Source organism: Aeromonas sp. 2692-1 (genome assembly GCF_013085505.1).
Lineage (GTDB): Bacteria > Pseudomonadota > Gammaproteobacteria > Enterobacterales > Aeromonadaceae > Aeromonas > Aeromonas hydrophila.
Genome location: NZ_CP038513.1, coordinates 1,534,989 through 1,549,506, shown reverse-complemented (window position 1 = coordinate 1,549,506; position 14,518 = coordinate 1,534,989). Strand labels below are relative to the sequence as shown.

Genomic DNA, 14,518 nt, shown 5'->3' with positions numbered 1-14,518 from the left:
AAACCTCCGGCACCCGTGTTAGCGCGGGAAACTAGAAACCAGGATCCCAATCAACTTCGATTGTTCGAGCAGTCAGATCAATGTTCTTGATCACCTGCTCTTCCAGGAACGGAATCAACCGCTCCTTCGCACCAAAGGCATCTTTTACATTGGCCTCAACCACCAACACATCGTTGGAGCCGGTTTCCATCAATTCGGTCACCTTGCCCAGGTCGTACCCTTTGGTGGTCACTACCGAGCAACCAATCAGGTCACGCCAGTAGAACTCGCCCTCAGGCAACGCAGGCAACAGATCGGCGGCTACGCCAATCTCGACATTGGTCAATGCCAGGGCATCCTCGCGCACGTCGATACCATCGAGTTTGCAGATCAGACCCTTGTTGTGACGCTTCCAGGATGAAACCTGAATTTCACGCCACACCCCGTTCTGATTGATCAGCCAGGGGTTGTAATCGAAAATCGCTTCGGCAACATCGGTGAAGGAGTTCACTTTAAGCCAGCCCTTGATGCCGTAAACGGTACCCAGGGTGCCCAGAACTACAGGTTTTTCCACCTTAACTCCTTACCGTTTGGCTGATTAAGCAGCTTTGGCAGCGTCTTTGATCAGCTTGGCAACGCGGTCAGAAACAGCGGCACCAGTACCAACCCAATGCTCGATACGAGCCAGGTCCAGGTTCAGCTTTTCAGCGTTACCAGAAGCAACCGGGTTGAAGAAACCAACGCGCTCGATGAAACGACCGTCACGGGCGTTACGGCTGTCAGCAACTACTACCTGGTAGAACGGACGCTTTTTCGCGCCACCACGTTGTAAACGAATGGTTACCATATCGTCCTCATTAACATCTAATGAACAAGGCCCGCAAACACGCGGACCCTAGCTTAAAATAAGCCGCGTAATTCTACTTGGATTCGTAATAATTGCAACTAAGCCAGCCATTTTTTGCACAAGCGGCCCCATGAAAAGGGCCCACCCGTGGTGAGCCCCTGACTTCTATATAACGACTCTGCAATCAGAAGGGGCCGCGGCCACCACCGAATCCCGGCGGCAGCATGTTCTTCATCTGCCCCATCATCTTGCGCATGCCGCCCTTGCCGGACATCTTCTTCATCATCCGCTGCATCTCGGTGAACTGCTTGAGCAGCTTGTTCACATCCTGCACCTGCATACCCGAGCCTGCAGCGATGCGACGCTTGCGAGAGCCCTTGATGAGGTCGGGATGGGCACGCTCCTTGGGCGTCATGGAGCTGATGATGGCCTCCATCCGCACAGTGAGCTTGTCATCCATCTGATCCTTGATGTTGTCCGGCAGGCCGGACATGCCCGGCAGCTTGTCGAGCATACCCATCATGCCGCCCATGTTGCGCATCTGGGCCAGCTGCTCGCGGAAATCTTCCAGATCGAAGCCCTTGCCGCTCTTGACCTTGCTGGCCAGCTTGGCCGCCTTCTCTTTATCGACGTTGCGCTCCACCTCTTCGATGAGGGAGAGCACGTCGCCCATGCCGAGGATGCGGGAAGCCAGACGATCCGGGTGGAACGGCTCCAGCGCATCGGTCTTCTCGCCCATACCGATGAACTTGACCGGTTTGCCGGTAATGTGGCGCACCGACAGAGCGGCACCACCACGGGCATCGCCGTCCGCCTTGGTGAGGATCACGCCGGTGAGCGGCAGCGCCTCGTTGAAGGCCTTGGCGGTATTGGCGGCATCCTGACCGGTCATGGCATCCACCACGAACAGGGTCTCGACCGGCTTGATGGTGGCGTGGAGATGCTTGATCTCGTCCATCATGTCGCTGTCGACGTGCAGGCGACCGGCGGTATCGACGATCACCACGTCATAGAACTTCTTGCGCGCCTGATCGATGGCCGCATTGGCGATGTCGACCGGCTTCTGGCTGGCATCGCTCGGGAAGAAGTCCACACCGATGTCATTGGCCAGGGTTTCCAGCTGTTTGATCGCCGCCGGACGATAGACGTCGGCACTGACTACCAGCACCTTTTTCTTGCTGCGCTCTTTGAGCAGCTTGGCCAGCTTGCCGACCGTGGTGGTTTTACCGGCACCCTGCAGACCCGCCATCAGGATGATGGCCGGTGGCTGGGCTGCCAGGTTGAGCTGCTCGTTGGCCTCCCCCATCACGGAGACCAGTTCGCCATGCACAATCTTGATGAAGGCCTGGCCCGGGCTCAGGGACTTGGCCACTTCCTGGCCAACCGCCCGCTCCTTGACGCGAGCCACGAAGTCACGGACCACCGGCAGGGCGACGTCCGCCTCGAGCAGCGCCATGCGAACTTCGCGCAAGGTCTCTTTGATGTTCTCTTCGGTCAGACGACCACGGCCGCTGACATTGCGCAGGGTGCGCGAGAGTCGTTCAGTCAAATTCTCAAACATGACGCATTCCGGTTCTTGGCGTAACAAATAGGGGCATTATACCTCAGCCGGCGCAATGAGGACGATTATTCGCCGCACACGACGGTGACCTGCCCTCAAAATGGCAGGCACAATGAACCCAGGCTGGTATTTCGGCCGGTGCCGGCGCGCCTTCTGGTGCGCGCCGCGGCGGCAGACTGCTGCCTATATATGGGCGGATCGGCGGCTGCACAACTGGCGAGCACATCTTGTGCAAGGTATACTGCCCTTCCTATTCCCAATCGCTTGCTCGACAACGACCCGGTTATGATCGTGATCTCTGTTCTGGCCCTGGCGTTCTATCTGCTGGCCATCATCGCCTCTCTGCACCTGCTGCTCAGTGCCAAACCAGTGGGACAAGCCCCCCTGTTTGCCTGCATCGGACTGGCCCTGATCGCCCATGGCACCGCCGTGGCCGGCGAAGTGCTGGTGACTCACTCCGGCCAGAATCTGAGCATGCTCAACGTGGCCTCGCTGGTCAGTCTCATCATCAGTTGCTTCATGACCTGCGTCACCCGCCGCTTCAACGGCTGGATCCTGCTGCCGGTGGTCTACAGCTTCTCGGCCTTGCTGCTGGCGGCCAGCGCCCTCATTCCCGGTCGCTACATCACCCATCTGGAGGCCCATCCCCAGCTGCTGCTGCACATTGGTCTGGCGCTGATGGCCTACTCGGTATTGATGATCGCCTGCCTGTTTGCGTTGCAGCTCGCCTGTCTGGACCGGCAGCTGAAGTCGCGCAAGATCAGCCAACTGCCCGCCATGCCGCCCCTGATGACGGTGGAGAAGCGGCTGTTCCAGCTCATCTCGGCGGGTCTGTTCTTGCTGACTCTCTCCATTGCCTCCGGCCTGTTCTTCCTCGAAGACATGTTCGCCCAGGGCAAGTCCCACAAGGCTATCCTCTCGATCCTGGCCTGGTGCGTCTACGTGCTGCTGCTGTGGGGCCACCATACTCGTGGCTGGCGCGGCCGCAAGGTCATCACCCTGAGCCTGATCGGCAGCTTCATTCTGACCCTGGCCTATTTTGGCAGCCGCTTCGTCAAAGAAGTCTTGTTGAGCTGACCGCCGCCCTTTTTATCACCCACTCCCACAGGAGCCCTTCTTGGACAGTATCTCAACGAGTACATTGCTGATTGTTCTCGTTATCTTGATCCTCTTGTCTGCTTTTTTCTCCAGTTCCGAAACCGGCATGATGTCCCTCAACCGCTACAAGTTGCGGCATCTGGCCCAGACCAAACACAAGGCCGCCCGCCGGGTAGAAAAGCTGCTCTCCCGCCCGGATCGCCTGCTGGGGCTGATCCTGATCGGCAACAATCTGGTCAACATCCTCGCCTCGGCCATCGCCACCATCGTCTGTATCCGCGTCTTCGGCGATCTCGGGGTGGCCATCGCCACCTTCGGCCTGACCCTGATCGTGCTGGTGTTTGGTGAAGTGACCCCCAAGACCCTGGCGGCCATGTTCCCGGAGAAGATTGCCTACCCGGCCTCCTGGGTGCTCAAGGGGCTGATGGTGCCGCTCTCGCCGCTGGTCTGGCTGATCAACGGCATCACCAGCGGCCTGCTCAAGCTGCTGCGGCTCAACCCCAGCAAGGATGACGCCCTCAATACCGAGGAGCTGCGCACCATCGTCAACGAGGCTGGCAGCCTCATCCCCCAGCGCCATCAGGAGATGCTGCTCAGCATTCTGGATCTGGACAAGATGACAGTGGAGCACATCATGGTGCCACGCAGCGAGATCTACGCCATCGACATCAACGACGACTGGAAAACCATACTGCGCCAGCTGGCCCACTGCGCCCACACCAAGATCCTGCTCTATCGCGACAACATCGACGACGTGGTGGGCTTTCTGCACGCCCGCGACGCACTGCGGCTGATGGCCAGGGATCAGTTCAACAAGTCGAGCCTGCTGCGAGAGGTGGACGAGATCTACTTCATCCCGGAAGGAACACCGCTCAACGTGCAGCTGGCCAAGTTCCAGCGCAACAAGGAGCGGATCGGCCTCATCGTTGACGAGTACGGCGACATTCAGGGGCTGATCACTCTGGACGATATTCTGGAAGAGATAGTGGGCGACTTCACCACCTCCATGACCCCCGCTCCCAGCGACGAGATCCACCCCCAGCCGGACGGCTCCTTCCTGGTGGAGGGCTCGGCCAGCATCCGCGAGCTGAACAAGGAGATGAGCTGGCAACTGCCCATCGACGGGCCCAGAACGCTCAATGGCGCCATCCTGGAATACCTGGAGGAGATCCCCCAGCCCAACATCAGCCTGCGGCTGGCCGGTTACCCCATCGAGATCCTGGAAGTGGAGAACAACATGGTGAAGATGGCGCGGATAATGCCTGATTTATACCGTAACGAGTCTGGTTTTGAAGATTGAAAAAAGGCTGCCACTGGCAGCCTTTTTTCTTGCTCACTCGCTCTCTTCATCCGACTCCAGCACCAGAGTCGGAATCAATTCGCCAAATACCTTCTGCAGCTCGTCGCGATTGGCCAGCAGGTCTTGCAGGGTATAGCTGTCCATCACCGCCAGAAAGGCGTTCATCGCCTCCTTCAGGGCATTCTTCAGCAGACAGACCGAGACGATGTGGCAGGCCGGCGAGCCGCAATCTATCCCATCCAGATTCCCTTCCAGCGCCCGGATCACCTGACCGATGTTGACGGTCTCCGGCGCACAAGCCATGCGGATCCCGCCATTCTTGCCGCGCTGGGACTGCAGATAGCCCAGTTTCACCAGCTGGTTCACCACCTTCACCATGTGATTGCGGGAGACGTCATACAAGGCGGAGACCTTGGCCACGCTCGACAATTCGCCCTCCGGCAGGGTTGCCAGATAGAGCAGGGCTCTCAATCCAAAATCGGTATAGCTAGTTAGTCTCATAGTGCCTGTGGCGCATCGCGCGGAAATTGATTATTGATTCAGATCAAATAAACATCTAGGATGCAGCTTATTAAGTGACATTTTAGATGTTCAATTAGCAAGGACCCCCTATGTTAGACCAAGCCACCATCGCCGTCATCAAAAGCACCATCCCTTTGCTCGAATCGGCGGGCCCCGCGCTCACCCAGCACTTCTACCAGCGCATGTTCAGTCATAACCCGGAACTGAAGGACATTTTCAACCTGGCGCACCAGCGCAGCGGCGGCCAGCCGCTGGCGCTGTTCAATGCGGTGGCAGCCTATGCCAAGAACATCGACAACCTGGGGGCACTGGCCGGGGCCGTGGAGCGTATCGCCCACAAGCACACGGGTTTCCTGATCCAGCCAGAACAATATCACATTGTAGGTAGTCATCTCTTGGCCACGCTCAAAGAATTGGGTGGAAGTGCGGTCACCGACGAGGTGCTGGATGCCTGGGGCAAGGCGTATGGCGTGCTCGCCAGCATCTTCATCGGCCGCGAGAGCGAGATTTATCAGGAGAAGGCGAGCCAGGCAGGTGGCTGGCAGGGTTCCCGCCCCTTCCTGATCAAGGAGAAGCGGGTCGAGAGCGAACTCATCACCTCCTTCCTGCTGGCGCCGGTGGATGGCAAGCCGGTCCTGGACTTCAAGCCGGGCCAGTACCTCAGCATCAAGCTGGTCCACCCCGAGCTGGAATATCAGGAGATCCGCCAGTACTCCCTCTCCGATGCGCCCAATGGCCAGCACTACCGCATCAGCGTCAAGCGCGAGCCACAGGGTCAGGTTTCCAACCTGCTGCACGATCATCTGCAGGAAGGTGACAAGATTGAGGTGATGCCCCCCACCGGCGATTTCTACCTGAAAGCCGATGGCCATACCCCGGTGGTGCTGCTCTCGGCCGGTGTGGGTATCACGCCGATGATGAGCATGCTCAACCAGCTGCTGGCGAACGGCCATCAAGCCGACATCACCTGGCTGCACGCCTGCGAACAGGGTGCCGTACATGCCTTCAGGGAGGATATTCAGCAAAAGTCCCGCCAAAACGCCAACCTGCTGAGCCGGGTCTGGTATCGGGAGCCGCAGGGCAGTGACGTGCAGGGCGAAGGGTACGACTTTGCCGGTACCATGGATCTGAGTGCAGTGAAGGATCGCATCACGCCGCAGGCCCACTACTACTTCTGCGGTCCCGTCGGCTTCATGCAGGCAGTCAAGCAGCAGCTGATCGCGGCGGGCATTCCGGCCGGCCAGCTCCATTACGAAGTTTTTGGTCCCCACCAAGATCTGTAAGGCGATCTGATCACTATAACCAGATAAGGGGCCAGCCTGTCACGGCACGGCGGCCGGCTCCTCCCGGCCCACGGATGCAGATCCGTGGGTCATTTTTTTGGCTCAGTGCATCGCCTTGGCACGGGCGATGGCGTTGGCCGGCATCCGGTTGCCGAGCCGGCTCAGCAGGCTGGTCGCCTTCTGGTGCAGCGCCTTGTCGCCGATCACCGTGCTGTGCAACCAGTGGTAGGCCTCTTCATAGTCGAGCGGGCTGCCCATTCCCTGCAGCAGCATCTCCACCCATTCGATCTGTGCCCGCTGGAAGCCCAGGCTGGCCGCCTCCCGCATCAGGGTCTCGGCCTTGAGCAGATCCTTTTGCACCAGCGTGCCTTTCCAGTAGTAACGGCCCAGTTGTTCCAGCGCCGGCGCCAGTCCCTGATTGGCCGCCTCCCACATGAATTTGACCCCCAGCTCCGCGTTGGGCTTGATGCAGACCCCCCAGGCCAGCATGTCCCCCCACAGAAACTGATAGGCAGGCACCTTCATCACCTCGGCCCGCACCTCGATATCCTGGGTAAGCTGGCACCTGTCCTGCTTTACCTGCTGCAGGTGACGCCCCTGCTCAATCCAGTTGAGCAGCTCGTCCTGGCGATAGAGCGGCACCGCCTGCAGCGTGCCGCTGTCCACATTCAGCCCACTGCTGCTCGGGGTACTGGTCATGGGGCGGCTATTGGGTGAGCGCCCGCTATCCATGGCGGCAGGTGCAGGAATGGGGGCCGCTGCCGGCGCATCGGCCGTCGCCGGACTGGCCGATGGCGCAGCCGTGGTATCCGCAGCCGCCGGTACAGAGGTCGCAGCAGATGGGACCGCAGCCTGCGGCTGCGCCGGCGTGCTGGCCGGTGCGGAGGCGGCCACGGCCCCGCTCGTGGCGGCGGCAGAGGCAGAAGGCTCGGCCCCCTGCGCCTGGCTCGTCAGCAATAGGGGCGTCAGCAAACAGAGAAGGCCGACAAGGGTAATGGGTTTCATCATAAGGATCTCCTGCAGCACCCTGTTATCGGCAGCTGGTGGCATCCCCTTAGGCCGGCGCCGCCTGCATCCGTCACCATAACGACAAAGGGGAGCCGAAGCTCCCCTTGCTGTCCATCCGGACGCCTTACTTGACGAACTCGACACCCAGCTGGATATCGGCTTTCAGAGTGGCCAGCATGCCATCCATCGCCTCTTGTTCGAAGGCGCTCAGCTTGCCGTAGTCCAGCACGGTTTCGACACCGTTCTTGCCAAGCAGGATGGGCTGCGCGAAGAAGGTGGCGTGTTTGCCGTCGCCTTCCACGTAGGCGCACTCGATGACGTTGGCTTCACCCTGCAGGCCCTTGATGAGCGACAGGCCGAAACGGCAGGCAGCCTGGCCCATGGAGAGGGTAGCGGAACCGCCACCGGCCTTGGCTTCCACCACTTCGGTACCGGCGTTCTGGATACGCTTGGTCATGGCGGCCACTTCGTCAGCGGTGAAGCTGGCACCTTCAATCTGGGAGAGCAGCGGCAGAATGGTCACGCCACTGTGGCCACCAATCACGTTGACGCGCACCTTGTCGACGTTCAGCCCCTTGGCCTCGGCCACGAAGGTCTCGGCACGGATCACGTCCAGAGTGGTGACGCCGAACAGGCGACGCTTGTCATAGACACCGGCTTTCTTCAGCACTTCGGCGGCGATGGCGACCGTGGTGTTGACCGGGTTGGTGATGATGCCGATCAGCGCTTTCGGGCAGGAGGCGGCGCACTTTTCCACCAGATTCTTGACGATGCCGGCGTTGATGTTGAACAGGTCGGAACGATCCATGCCGGGCTTGCGAGCCACGCCGGCGGAGATCAGCACGACATCGGCGCCGACCAGAGCCGGGCTCGGATCTTCACCGCAGAAACCTTTTACTTTCACGTCAGTCGGGATATGGCTCAGATCGACCGCCACGCCCGGGGTCACCGGAGCGATGTCATACAGGCTCAATTCGGAACCAGCAGGCAGACGGTTTTTCAACAGCAGAGCTAGGGCTTGGCCGATGCCACCGGCGGCACCCAGAACGGCAACTTTCATGATCAACTCCATGTTTAAGCGTAGGTTTAAGGTTGTTTCTTGTTGTGCGCCCAACCTTAAAGGATCCCCCCCTAAAAAACAATCTGATAACAGTTGTAATCACAGGTTCTGTGAGCCAATAAACAGGCGGCGAATAAAAATGGGGGGAAATGCAAAAAATTGGAGGGGAAGCACAGATTTCCTGCACTTCCCCTCACCATTAATAGGTAGATCTACCGACTTCAGCCCTGGAAGGCCAGCGCCCGGCGTTCACACCAACGAAAACCAATTGTTAACAATCCGTTCATGGTCAGGTAGAGGGCACCGGCCACGGTGAACACCGCCAGGGTGTCATAGGTCTGGGCATTGAGGCGCTGGGCCAGCCCCATCACATCCATGATGGTGATGGTACTGGCGAGCGAACTCCCCTTGAGCACCAGGATCACCTCGTTGGAGTAGGCGGGCACCAGCCGCCGTGCGGCGTGACGCACCTTCATCCACAAAGTCTGGCTGGCGGAGAAACCGAGCGCGCGGCAGGCCTCTACCTCACCGGCCGGGATGGCATCGAGCGCCCCCTTGAACAGCCGGGTGGAGTAGGCGGCGGTATTGAAACCGAGCGCCAGCACGGCGCAGAACCAGGGCTGCTTGAGCAGCGGCCAGAGCGACCCCTCTTTGAGCCAGGCAAACTGGCCCGGCCCGTAGTAGATGAGGAAGAGCTGGATCAGCAGCGGCGTGCCGGTGAAGATCAGTACCCACAGCTGCACCAGCTGGGTCGCCACCGGAATGCGGCGCTCCAGCACCCAGGTCATGGCCGCCGCCATCAGCACGCCGAGCAGCAGGCTGAATGCCGTGAGTTGCAGGGTAATCGCCAGGCCACCCAGCAGGGTCATCAGGTAATCCTGCATGATCAGCCTCCGTAACGACGGGTGTAACGGGACGCCTGCTTCAAGCCAAACTCACTCACCAGGCTGATGGCCAGGTAGATGAGGGCCGCAGCGGCATACCAGGTGAAGGGTTGATAGGTACTGGCCGAGGCCATCTGGGCCTGGCGCATCATCTCGTTCACCCCGATGAGGGAGACCAGTGCGGTGTCCTTGAGCAGCACCAGCCACTGGTTGCCGAGCCCCGGCAGGGCGTGCCGCCACGCCTGGGGCAGCACGATGCGAAAGAAGATGTGCCCCTTGCCAAGACCCAGCGCCAGCGCCGCCAGCCGCTGCCCGGCGGGCACCGCATTGAGGGCGGCCCGCAGGGTCTGGGTAGCGTAGCTGGCGAACAGCAGGGAGAGCGCCAGTACACCGCAGGCGAACGGACTGAACTCCACGTACTCGCCGGTGATGAGGAACAGCACCTGGGTCGAGCCGAAGTAGATGAACAGCACCACCAGCAGCTCGGGCAACCCTCGGATCAGCGTGGTGAGGGTGGCCACCGGCCACACCAGCGCGCGCTGCTTGCTCAGTTCGACCGCACTGAACGCCAGCGCCAGCACCATGCCCCCGACCAGGGATGCCAGGGCCAGCCCGAGGGTCATCCAGGCTGCATCCAACAACAGGCTCAACATGGCTTAGTGCGCGAAATATTTGTCGTAGATCTTCTGATAGGTGCCGTTGGCCTTGATGTCGGCCAGCCCCTTGTTCAGCTGAGTCAGCAGCTCCTGATTGCCCTTGGCCACCGCGATGCCAAAACCGGTACCGAAGTACTTGGCGTCAGTCACCGGCGTGCCGATCACGGCATACTCCTTCTGCTGCTTGAGCCAGTCGGCGGCAACTGCGGTATCGGCAAACACGCCGTCGGTGCGGCCGTTCATCATGTCGAGGAAGGCACTCTGATAGCTGGCGTAAGGTACGGTCAGCAGACCCTTGCTCACCCAGTTGTCCACCAGATAGGACTGGTGGGAAGTGCCGTTCTGCACGCCGACGGTCTTGTCCACCAGCTCTTCCGGCCCCTTGAAGGCGCCCTTCTTGGTCACGAACACGGCGGAGTTCTGGTAATAGATGTCGGAGAAATCGACCTGGGCGGCACGCTCCGGGGTCACGTCCATGGCGGCGATGGCGGCGTCATAGCGACGGAATTTCAGGCTGGGGATCAGGCTGTCAAAGGCCTGGTTGTGGAAGCTGCACTCCAGCTTGGCCTGCTCGCAGATGGCGCGGGCCAGATCGATGTCAAAACCCTGGAACTCGTTCTTGTCGTCCAGGTATTCGAACGGCGCATAGGTGGCCTCGGTGGCGAACTTGATCTCCTTGGCCAGCACCGAGGTGCTCAGCAGGCCCATGGCGGCGACCAGCAACAGACTCTTTTTCATGACAGCTTCCTTATCGATTTGAATATCAATGCATCAAGAATTCGGCAAACCGGCTGGTTTGCGGGGCTTGGAAAATGGCGGCGGAGCCGGCTTCGATGATCCGCCCCTTCTCCAGATAGATCACCTGGCTGGCCACCTTGCGGGCGAACTCCACCTCGTGGGTCACCACCACCTGGGTGATGCCGGTCTGGCCCAGGTTGCGGATGATCTCCGCCACTTCCTTGGTGATCTCGGGATCGAGGGCGGCGGTCGGCTCGTCAAACAGCAGCACCTGGGGGTCCATCATCAGGGTACGGGCGATGGCCACCCGCTGCTGCTGACCGCCAGACAGCCGCGCCGGCCAGGCGTCGCGCTTGTCGGCCAGTTGCAGCTGGGCCAGCAGATAGCCCCCCTTCTCCATGGCCGCCGCCTTACTCATGCCGAGCAGCTTGACGGGGGCCTCGATGAGGTTCTCCATCACGGTGAGATGGGGCCACAGATTGTACTGCTGGAACACCATGCCCACCTTGCGCCGCAGCGCCTGGGTCTGACGGTTGAACTCGGCGGTGGAGAGGCTGGACGGGAAAGAAAATTCACTTTCACCGATGCGCAGAACACCGGCATCCGGGGTGTCCAGCAGGTTCATCATGCGCAGCAGAGAACTCTTGCCGGCACCGCTCGGGCCCAGCAGCACCAAGGTCTCACCGGGATCGGTCCGAAAGCTGACCTGTTGCAGTACCGGCACCTTGTGCCAAGATTTTTCGATACCGATTAATTCAATACCCATACAGCCCAATTGAATAAGTTTTCAAAATTTCGTCCTGATTCTAACGCTGGCATGGGTGGATGCAAGCTATATTTGAATCAATATGCAGAACAAGCGCCGCTTCCTTGCAAAAATAGGCATATGAATGCAAAATGGGCACGCTGTTCATATCTGCCGCCTGAGCGTGACAGGCAGCCAAACCTCCTCATTCGTGAGTCCAAGATGAAGCATAACGACAAGCAAGAAAAACTGGCCAAGGCCTTTAAAGCCTTGCTGAAAGAAGAACGATTTGGCTCCCAGGCAGAGATAGTGACTGCCCTGCAAGAGATGGGCTTCGAAAACATCAACCAGTCCAAGGTATCGCGCATGCTGAGCCGCTTCGGCGCCGTTCGCACCCGCAATGCCAAGATGGAGATGGTCTACTGCCTGCCGGTGGAACTGGGCGTGCCCACCACCTCCAGCCCGCTCAAGAATCTGGTGCTGGATGTCGACCACAACGGTGCCCTGGTGGTGATCCACACCAGCCCGGGTGCGGCCCAGCTGATCGCCCGCCTGCTCGACTCCCTCGGCAAGGCCGAAGGGATCCTCGGCACCATCGCCGGTGACGACACCATCTTCATCACCCCGACCAGCGACACCGACATCGAAGAGCTCTACCTCTCCGCCCTCGAGCTGTTCGAACAGACGCCGTAATGGTTGCTGCCGCGTCATCGCGGTCCCGCCAACACGCAAAATCCCGGCCAAGGCCGGGATTTTTGTTATCTGCTGATGGGCGAGCCTTATTTACCCTGCGCCACCAGAAAATCTTCTGAAGGGGCGAAGAAGGCTGCGCCGGTCACCGCCTTGGTGAAGCGCAGCAGGTGATCGAAGTGACTGCCCTCGCCCTTGTACATGCTGGCCAGCATGGCGTTGAAGTGCTGCGGGGTGCGGCAGCAGGAGATGAAGTAGAGCCCCTGCTCAGTCATGGTGCCCCAAGGCATGCTCTGGCGCAGGATCTCCATGGACTCCCCCTTCGGCGTCTTGAGGTTGACCCGCTTGATATGGGCGGTCAGCGGCTTGTCGGCCGACTCGTACTCGATGTTGTCGACCTTGGTGCGACCTATGATGTCTTCCTGCTCCTTCAACGCCAGCTTCTCCCAGTCGCTCATGGCGTGGACCCAGCGCTGCACGTGGATATAGGAGCCGCCGGCAAACTCGCCGCCGTCCAGCAGCGCCACTTCGGCGCGGTGCTCATCCTGCGGGTTCTCGGTACCGTCGACGAAACCGGTCAGATCGCGGCAGTCGAGGTTACGGAAACCGCGCACCTCTTCCGCCAGCTCCACCAGCCCGGCCAGCAGAGCCATGACGCGCTGACCAGCGTGATGCAGCACATCGACCCGATCGGCGCGCAGTTGCACGAACAGATCAAACGGGGTATTCGGCGCCTTATGACCATTGGCTTCCTGAGCCATAAAACCGCGGAACTGGGGCGGACGGGCGGCAGGATAGAGGCCATCCCAGGCATCGGCACCGACGGCGACCAGACCGCTGAAGCCGGCAGCGGGAAAATCGGCGGCCACCGCCTCCCACAGGGCCGGCAACCTGGCCAGACGGGCCACCAGCTCGGCGGCGTCACCGGTGCGGTTGAACATCAGATAGAGGGCGTGCAGATTGGGCTCGGCACAGATCCCGGCTTGGGCTTTCATATATCTCTCCCCTGAACAGACATTGGCGATATGGGCGGTTAGCGTTGCGCGATTATAAACCAGCGCGGTTCCAGTTCATTGATTTCACGACGATATCACGCGTTCAGGGTAAAGGGTCAAACAACACCAGTGCGTGAGGCGTCACCCTGACCCGCGCCCGCGCGCCCTCCAGCGGCTCGCCGATGCTCGCCTCCAGCCGCAGCTCGCCGCTCTCGAACAGCACCCGGCAGTGGTGGCCGAGAAACTGCTGCTCCACCACCTTGAGCTCGCCATCCGCGGCGCTCTCCAGCAACAGCTGCTGGGGCCTGAGCATCAGTTGCAGCAGCTCACCCGCGGCCCGGCCATGGGGCTCGCTGCCGCAGATGACCCCGAGCGCCGTGCGCACGCAGTGGCTGTCCACCACCTCCGCCGCCAGGTAGTTGACCCCGCCGAGAAACTCCGCCACGAAGCGGTTCTGCGGGCGGCGATAGAGCTGCTCCGGCTGGCCCACCTGCTCGATGTGACCCGCGCGAAACAGCGCCAGCCGATCGGCGAAGGCAAAGGCCTCTTCCTTGCTGTGGCTGACGAAGATGGCGCCGATCCCCTGCTGCTTGAGCAGGGCGCGGATCTCCAGGATCAACTTCATCCGCACCTGGGTGTCGATGTTGGAGAAAGGTTCATCCAGCAGCATCAATCGCGGCTTGCACACCAGCGCCCGGGCGATGGCCACCCGCTGCTGCTGGCCACCGGAGAGCTGGTGCGGATAGCGATCTCCCAGCCCCTGCAGATTGACCAGCGCCAGCGCCTCATCCACCTGTTGCTGACGGGCACGGCGATCGAGCTTGGTCAGGCCAAAGCCGACGTTGTCGGCCACCGTCAGGTGAGGAAAGAGGGCGTAATCCTGGAAGATCATGCCGATGTTGCGCGCCTCGGGCGGCACGCTGGCATCTGGCCCGTCGAGCAGGGTATCGCCGAGGCGAATCGTGCCCTCCGCCAGCGGCAGCAGGCCGGCGATGGCCTTGAGCAGCGTGGTTTTGCCGCAGCCGCTCGCCCCCAGCAGGCAGACGATCTCGTTGTCTGCCACCATCAGGGAGAGCTGCTCCAGCACATTGCGGCCGTTGTAACGGCAACTGACATTTTCAACCTGCAAACAGGACAAGGCTGACTTCCTCA

16 protein-coding genes are annotated in these 14,518 nt (G+C 60.5%); 4 read left to right on the top strand and 12 right to left on the bottom strand.

All coding sequences use genetic code 11. The features are described from left to right. Positions 1-31: 31 nt before the first annotated feature. The 3 genes from rimM to ffh form a co-directional block, all read right to left on the bottom strand. Positions 32-553: a ribosome maturation factor RimM gene (gene rimM / locus E5E97_RS07550; protein WP_011704630.1), complete on the bottom strand. Its 522-nt coding sequence runs from the start codon at positions 551-553 to the stop codon at positions 32-34. A 24-nt stretch (positions 554-577) separates the two neighbouring features. Further along, on the bottom strand, positions 578-826 hold the full coding sequence (gene rpsP, locus E5E97_RS07545; protein ID WP_005341383.1) for a 30S ribosomal protein S16: 249 nt from the start codon (positions 824-826) through the stop codon (positions 578-580). A gap of 184 nt (positions 827-1,010) precedes the next feature. Continuing rightward, positions 1,011-2,387, bottom strand: coding sequence for a signal recognition particle protein (gene ffh / locus E5E97_RS07540; protein ID WP_011704629.1), 1,377 nt, complete (start codon positions 2,385-2,387; stop codon positions 1,011-1,013). A gap of 285 nt (positions 2,388-2,672) precedes the next feature. On the opposite strand from ffh, the gene E5E97_RS07535 reads away from it, so the two are divergent. Both E5E97_RS07535 and E5E97_RS07530 read left to right on the top strand, forming a co-directional pair. After that, a complete protein-coding gene (locus E5E97_RS07535; protein ID WP_011704628.1) occupies positions 2,673-3,464 on the top strand; it encodes an inner membrane protein YpjD in 792 nt (263 codons plus the stop codon). A 40-nt stretch (positions 3,465-3,504) separates the two neighbouring features. Beyond that, a complete protein-coding gene (locus tag E5E97_RS07530) occupies positions 3,505-4,785 on the top strand; it encodes an HlyC/CorC family transporter (RefSeq protein ID WP_011704627.1) in 1,281 nt (426 codons plus the stop codon). Between the two features lie 33 nt (positions 4,786-4,818). On the opposite strand, the gene E5E97_RS07525 is transcribed toward E5E97_RS07530, so the two are convergent. Continuing rightward, positions 4,819-5,286: an Rrf2 family transcriptional regulator gene (locus tag E5E97_RS07525; RefSeq protein WP_171280077.1), complete on the bottom strand. Its 468-nt coding sequence runs from the start codon at positions 5,284-5,286 to the stop codon at positions 4,819-4,821. Positions 5,287-5,396: 110 nt separating this feature from the next. Between E5E97_RS07525 and hmpA the strand changes: the two genes are divergently transcribed. Beyond that, the gene (hmpA, locus tag E5E97_RS07520) at positions 5,397-6,590 is read left to right on the top strand and encodes an NO-inducible flavohemoprotein (RefSeq protein WP_171280076.1); all 1,194 of its coding nucleotides are present in this window, start codon (positions 5,397-5,399) and stop codon (positions 6,588-6,590) included. Positions 6,591-6,692: 102 nt separating this feature from the next. Here hmpA and E5E97_RS07515 read toward each other — a convergent pair whose 3' ends face one another. The 6 genes from E5E97_RS07515 to E5E97_RS07490 form a co-directional block, all read right to left on the bottom strand. Continuing rightward, positions 6,693-7,289, bottom strand: a complete 597-nt coding sequence (locus E5E97_RS07515) for a tetratricopeptide repeat protein (RefSeq protein ID WP_042064889.1) — start codon at positions 7,287-7,289, stop codon at positions 6,693-6,695. Between the two features lie 433 nt (positions 7,290-7,722). After that, positions 7,723-8,658 (bottom strand): malate dehydrogenase, encoded by a 936-nt coding sequence (gene mdh, locus E5E97_RS07510; protein ID WP_011704623.1) that lies wholly within the window; start codon positions 8,656-8,658, stop codon positions 7,723-7,725. 221 nt (positions 8,659-8,879) lie between these two features. Beyond that, positions 8,880-9,542, bottom strand: coding sequence for an arginine ABC transporter permease ArtM (gene artM, locus E5E97_RS07505; protein WP_171280075.1), 663 nt, complete (start codon positions 9,540-9,542; stop codon positions 8,880-8,882). Positions 9,543-9,544: 2 nt separating this feature from the next. Continuing rightward, positions 9,545-10,195, bottom strand: a complete 651-nt coding sequence (artQ, locus tag E5E97_RS07500) for an arginine ABC transporter permease ArtQ (RefSeq protein ID WP_171280074.1) — start codon at positions 10,193-10,195, stop codon at positions 9,545-9,547. 3 nt (positions 10,196-10,198) lie between these two features. Next, on the bottom strand, positions 10,199-10,936 hold the full coding sequence (locus E5E97_RS07495; protein ID WP_171280073.1) for a transporter substrate-binding domain-containing protein: 738 nt from the start codon (positions 10,934-10,936) through the stop codon (positions 10,199-10,201). A 25-nt stretch (positions 10,937-10,961) separates the two neighbouring features. Next, positions 10,962-11,702 (bottom strand): ATP-binding cassette domain-containing protein, encoded by a 741-nt coding sequence (locus E5E97_RS07490; protein ID WP_171280072.1) that lies wholly within the window; start codon positions 11,700-11,702, stop codon positions 10,962-10,964. A 201-nt stretch (positions 11,703-11,903) separates the two neighbouring features. Between E5E97_RS07490 and argR the strand changes: the two genes are divergently transcribed. Next, positions 11,904-12,374 (top strand): transcriptional regulator ArgR, encoded by a 471-nt coding sequence (gene argR / locus E5E97_RS07485; RefSeq protein ID WP_005308670.1) that lies wholly within the window; start codon positions 11,904-11,906, stop codon positions 12,372-12,374. 86 nt (positions 12,375-12,460) lie between these two features. On the opposite strand, the gene E5E97_RS07480 is transcribed toward argR, so the two are convergent. Both E5E97_RS07480 and E5E97_RS07475 read right to left on the bottom strand, forming a co-directional pair. Beyond that, the gene (locus E5E97_RS07480) at positions 12,461-13,366 is read right to left on the bottom strand and encodes a Dyp-type peroxidase (protein WP_171280071.1); all 906 of its coding nucleotides are present in this window, start codon (positions 13,364-13,366) and stop codon (positions 12,461-12,463) included. Positions 13,367-13,469: 103 nt separating this feature from the next. Continuing rightward, positions 13,470-14,504, bottom strand: a complete 1,035-nt coding sequence (locus E5E97_RS07475; RefSeq protein WP_171280070.1) for an ABC transporter ATP-binding protein — start codon at positions 14,502-14,504, stop codon at positions 13,470-13,472. Positions 14,505-14,518: the final 14 nt, after the last annotated feature.

Bases quoted from the DNA above. Each gene is read 5' to 3' on its own strand.
- rpsP (WP_005341383.1), bottom strand. From the start codon at position 826: ATGGTAACCATTCGTTTACAACGTGGTGGCGCGAAAAAGCGTCCGTTC.
- ffh (WP_011704629.1), bottom strand. From the start codon at position 2,387: ATGTTTGAGAATTTGACTGAACGACTCTCGCGCACCCTGCGCAATGTC.
- E5E97_RS07535 (WP_011704628.1), top strand. From the start codon at position 2,673: ATGATCGTGATCTCTGTTCTGGCCCTGGCGTTCTATCTGCTGGCCATC.
- E5E97_RS07525 (WP_171280077.1), bottom strand. From the start codon at position 5,286: ATGAGACTAACTAGCTATACCGATTTTGGATTGAGAGCCCTGCTCTAT.
- hmpA (WP_171280076.1), top strand. From the start codon at position 5,397: ATGTTAGACCAAGCCACCATCGCCGTCATCAAAAGCACCATCCCTTTG.
- E5E97_RS07515 (WP_042064889.1), bottom strand. From the start codon at position 7,289: ATGACCAGTACCCCGAGCAGCAGTGGGCTGAATGTGGACAGCGGCACG.
- mdh (WP_011704623.1), bottom strand. From the start codon at position 8,658: ATGAAAGTTGCCGTTCTGGGTGCCGCCGGTGGCATCGGCCAAGCCCTA.
- artM (WP_171280075.1), bottom strand. From the start codon at position 9,542: ATGCAGGATTACCTGATGACCCTGCTGGGTGGCCTGGCGATTACCCTG.
- artQ (WP_171280074.1), bottom strand. From the start codon at position 10,195: ATGTTGAGCCTGTTGTTGGATGCAGCCTGGATGACCCTCGGGCTGGCC.
- E5E97_RS07495 (WP_171280073.1), bottom strand. From the start codon at position 10,936: ATGAAAAAGAGTCTGTTGCTGGTCGCCGCCATGGGCCTGCTGAGCACC.
- E5E97_RS07490 (WP_171280072.1), bottom strand. From the start codon at position 11,702: ATGGGTATTGAATTAATCGGTATCGAAAAATCTTGGCACAAGGTGCCG.
- argR (WP_005308670.1), top strand. From the start codon at position 11,904: ATGAAGCATAACGACAAGCAAGAAAAACTGGCCAAGGCCTTTAAAGCC.
- E5E97_RS07480 (WP_171280071.1), bottom strand. From the start codon at position 13,366: ATGAAAGCCCAAGCCGGGATCTGTGCCGAGCCCAATCTGCACGCCCTC.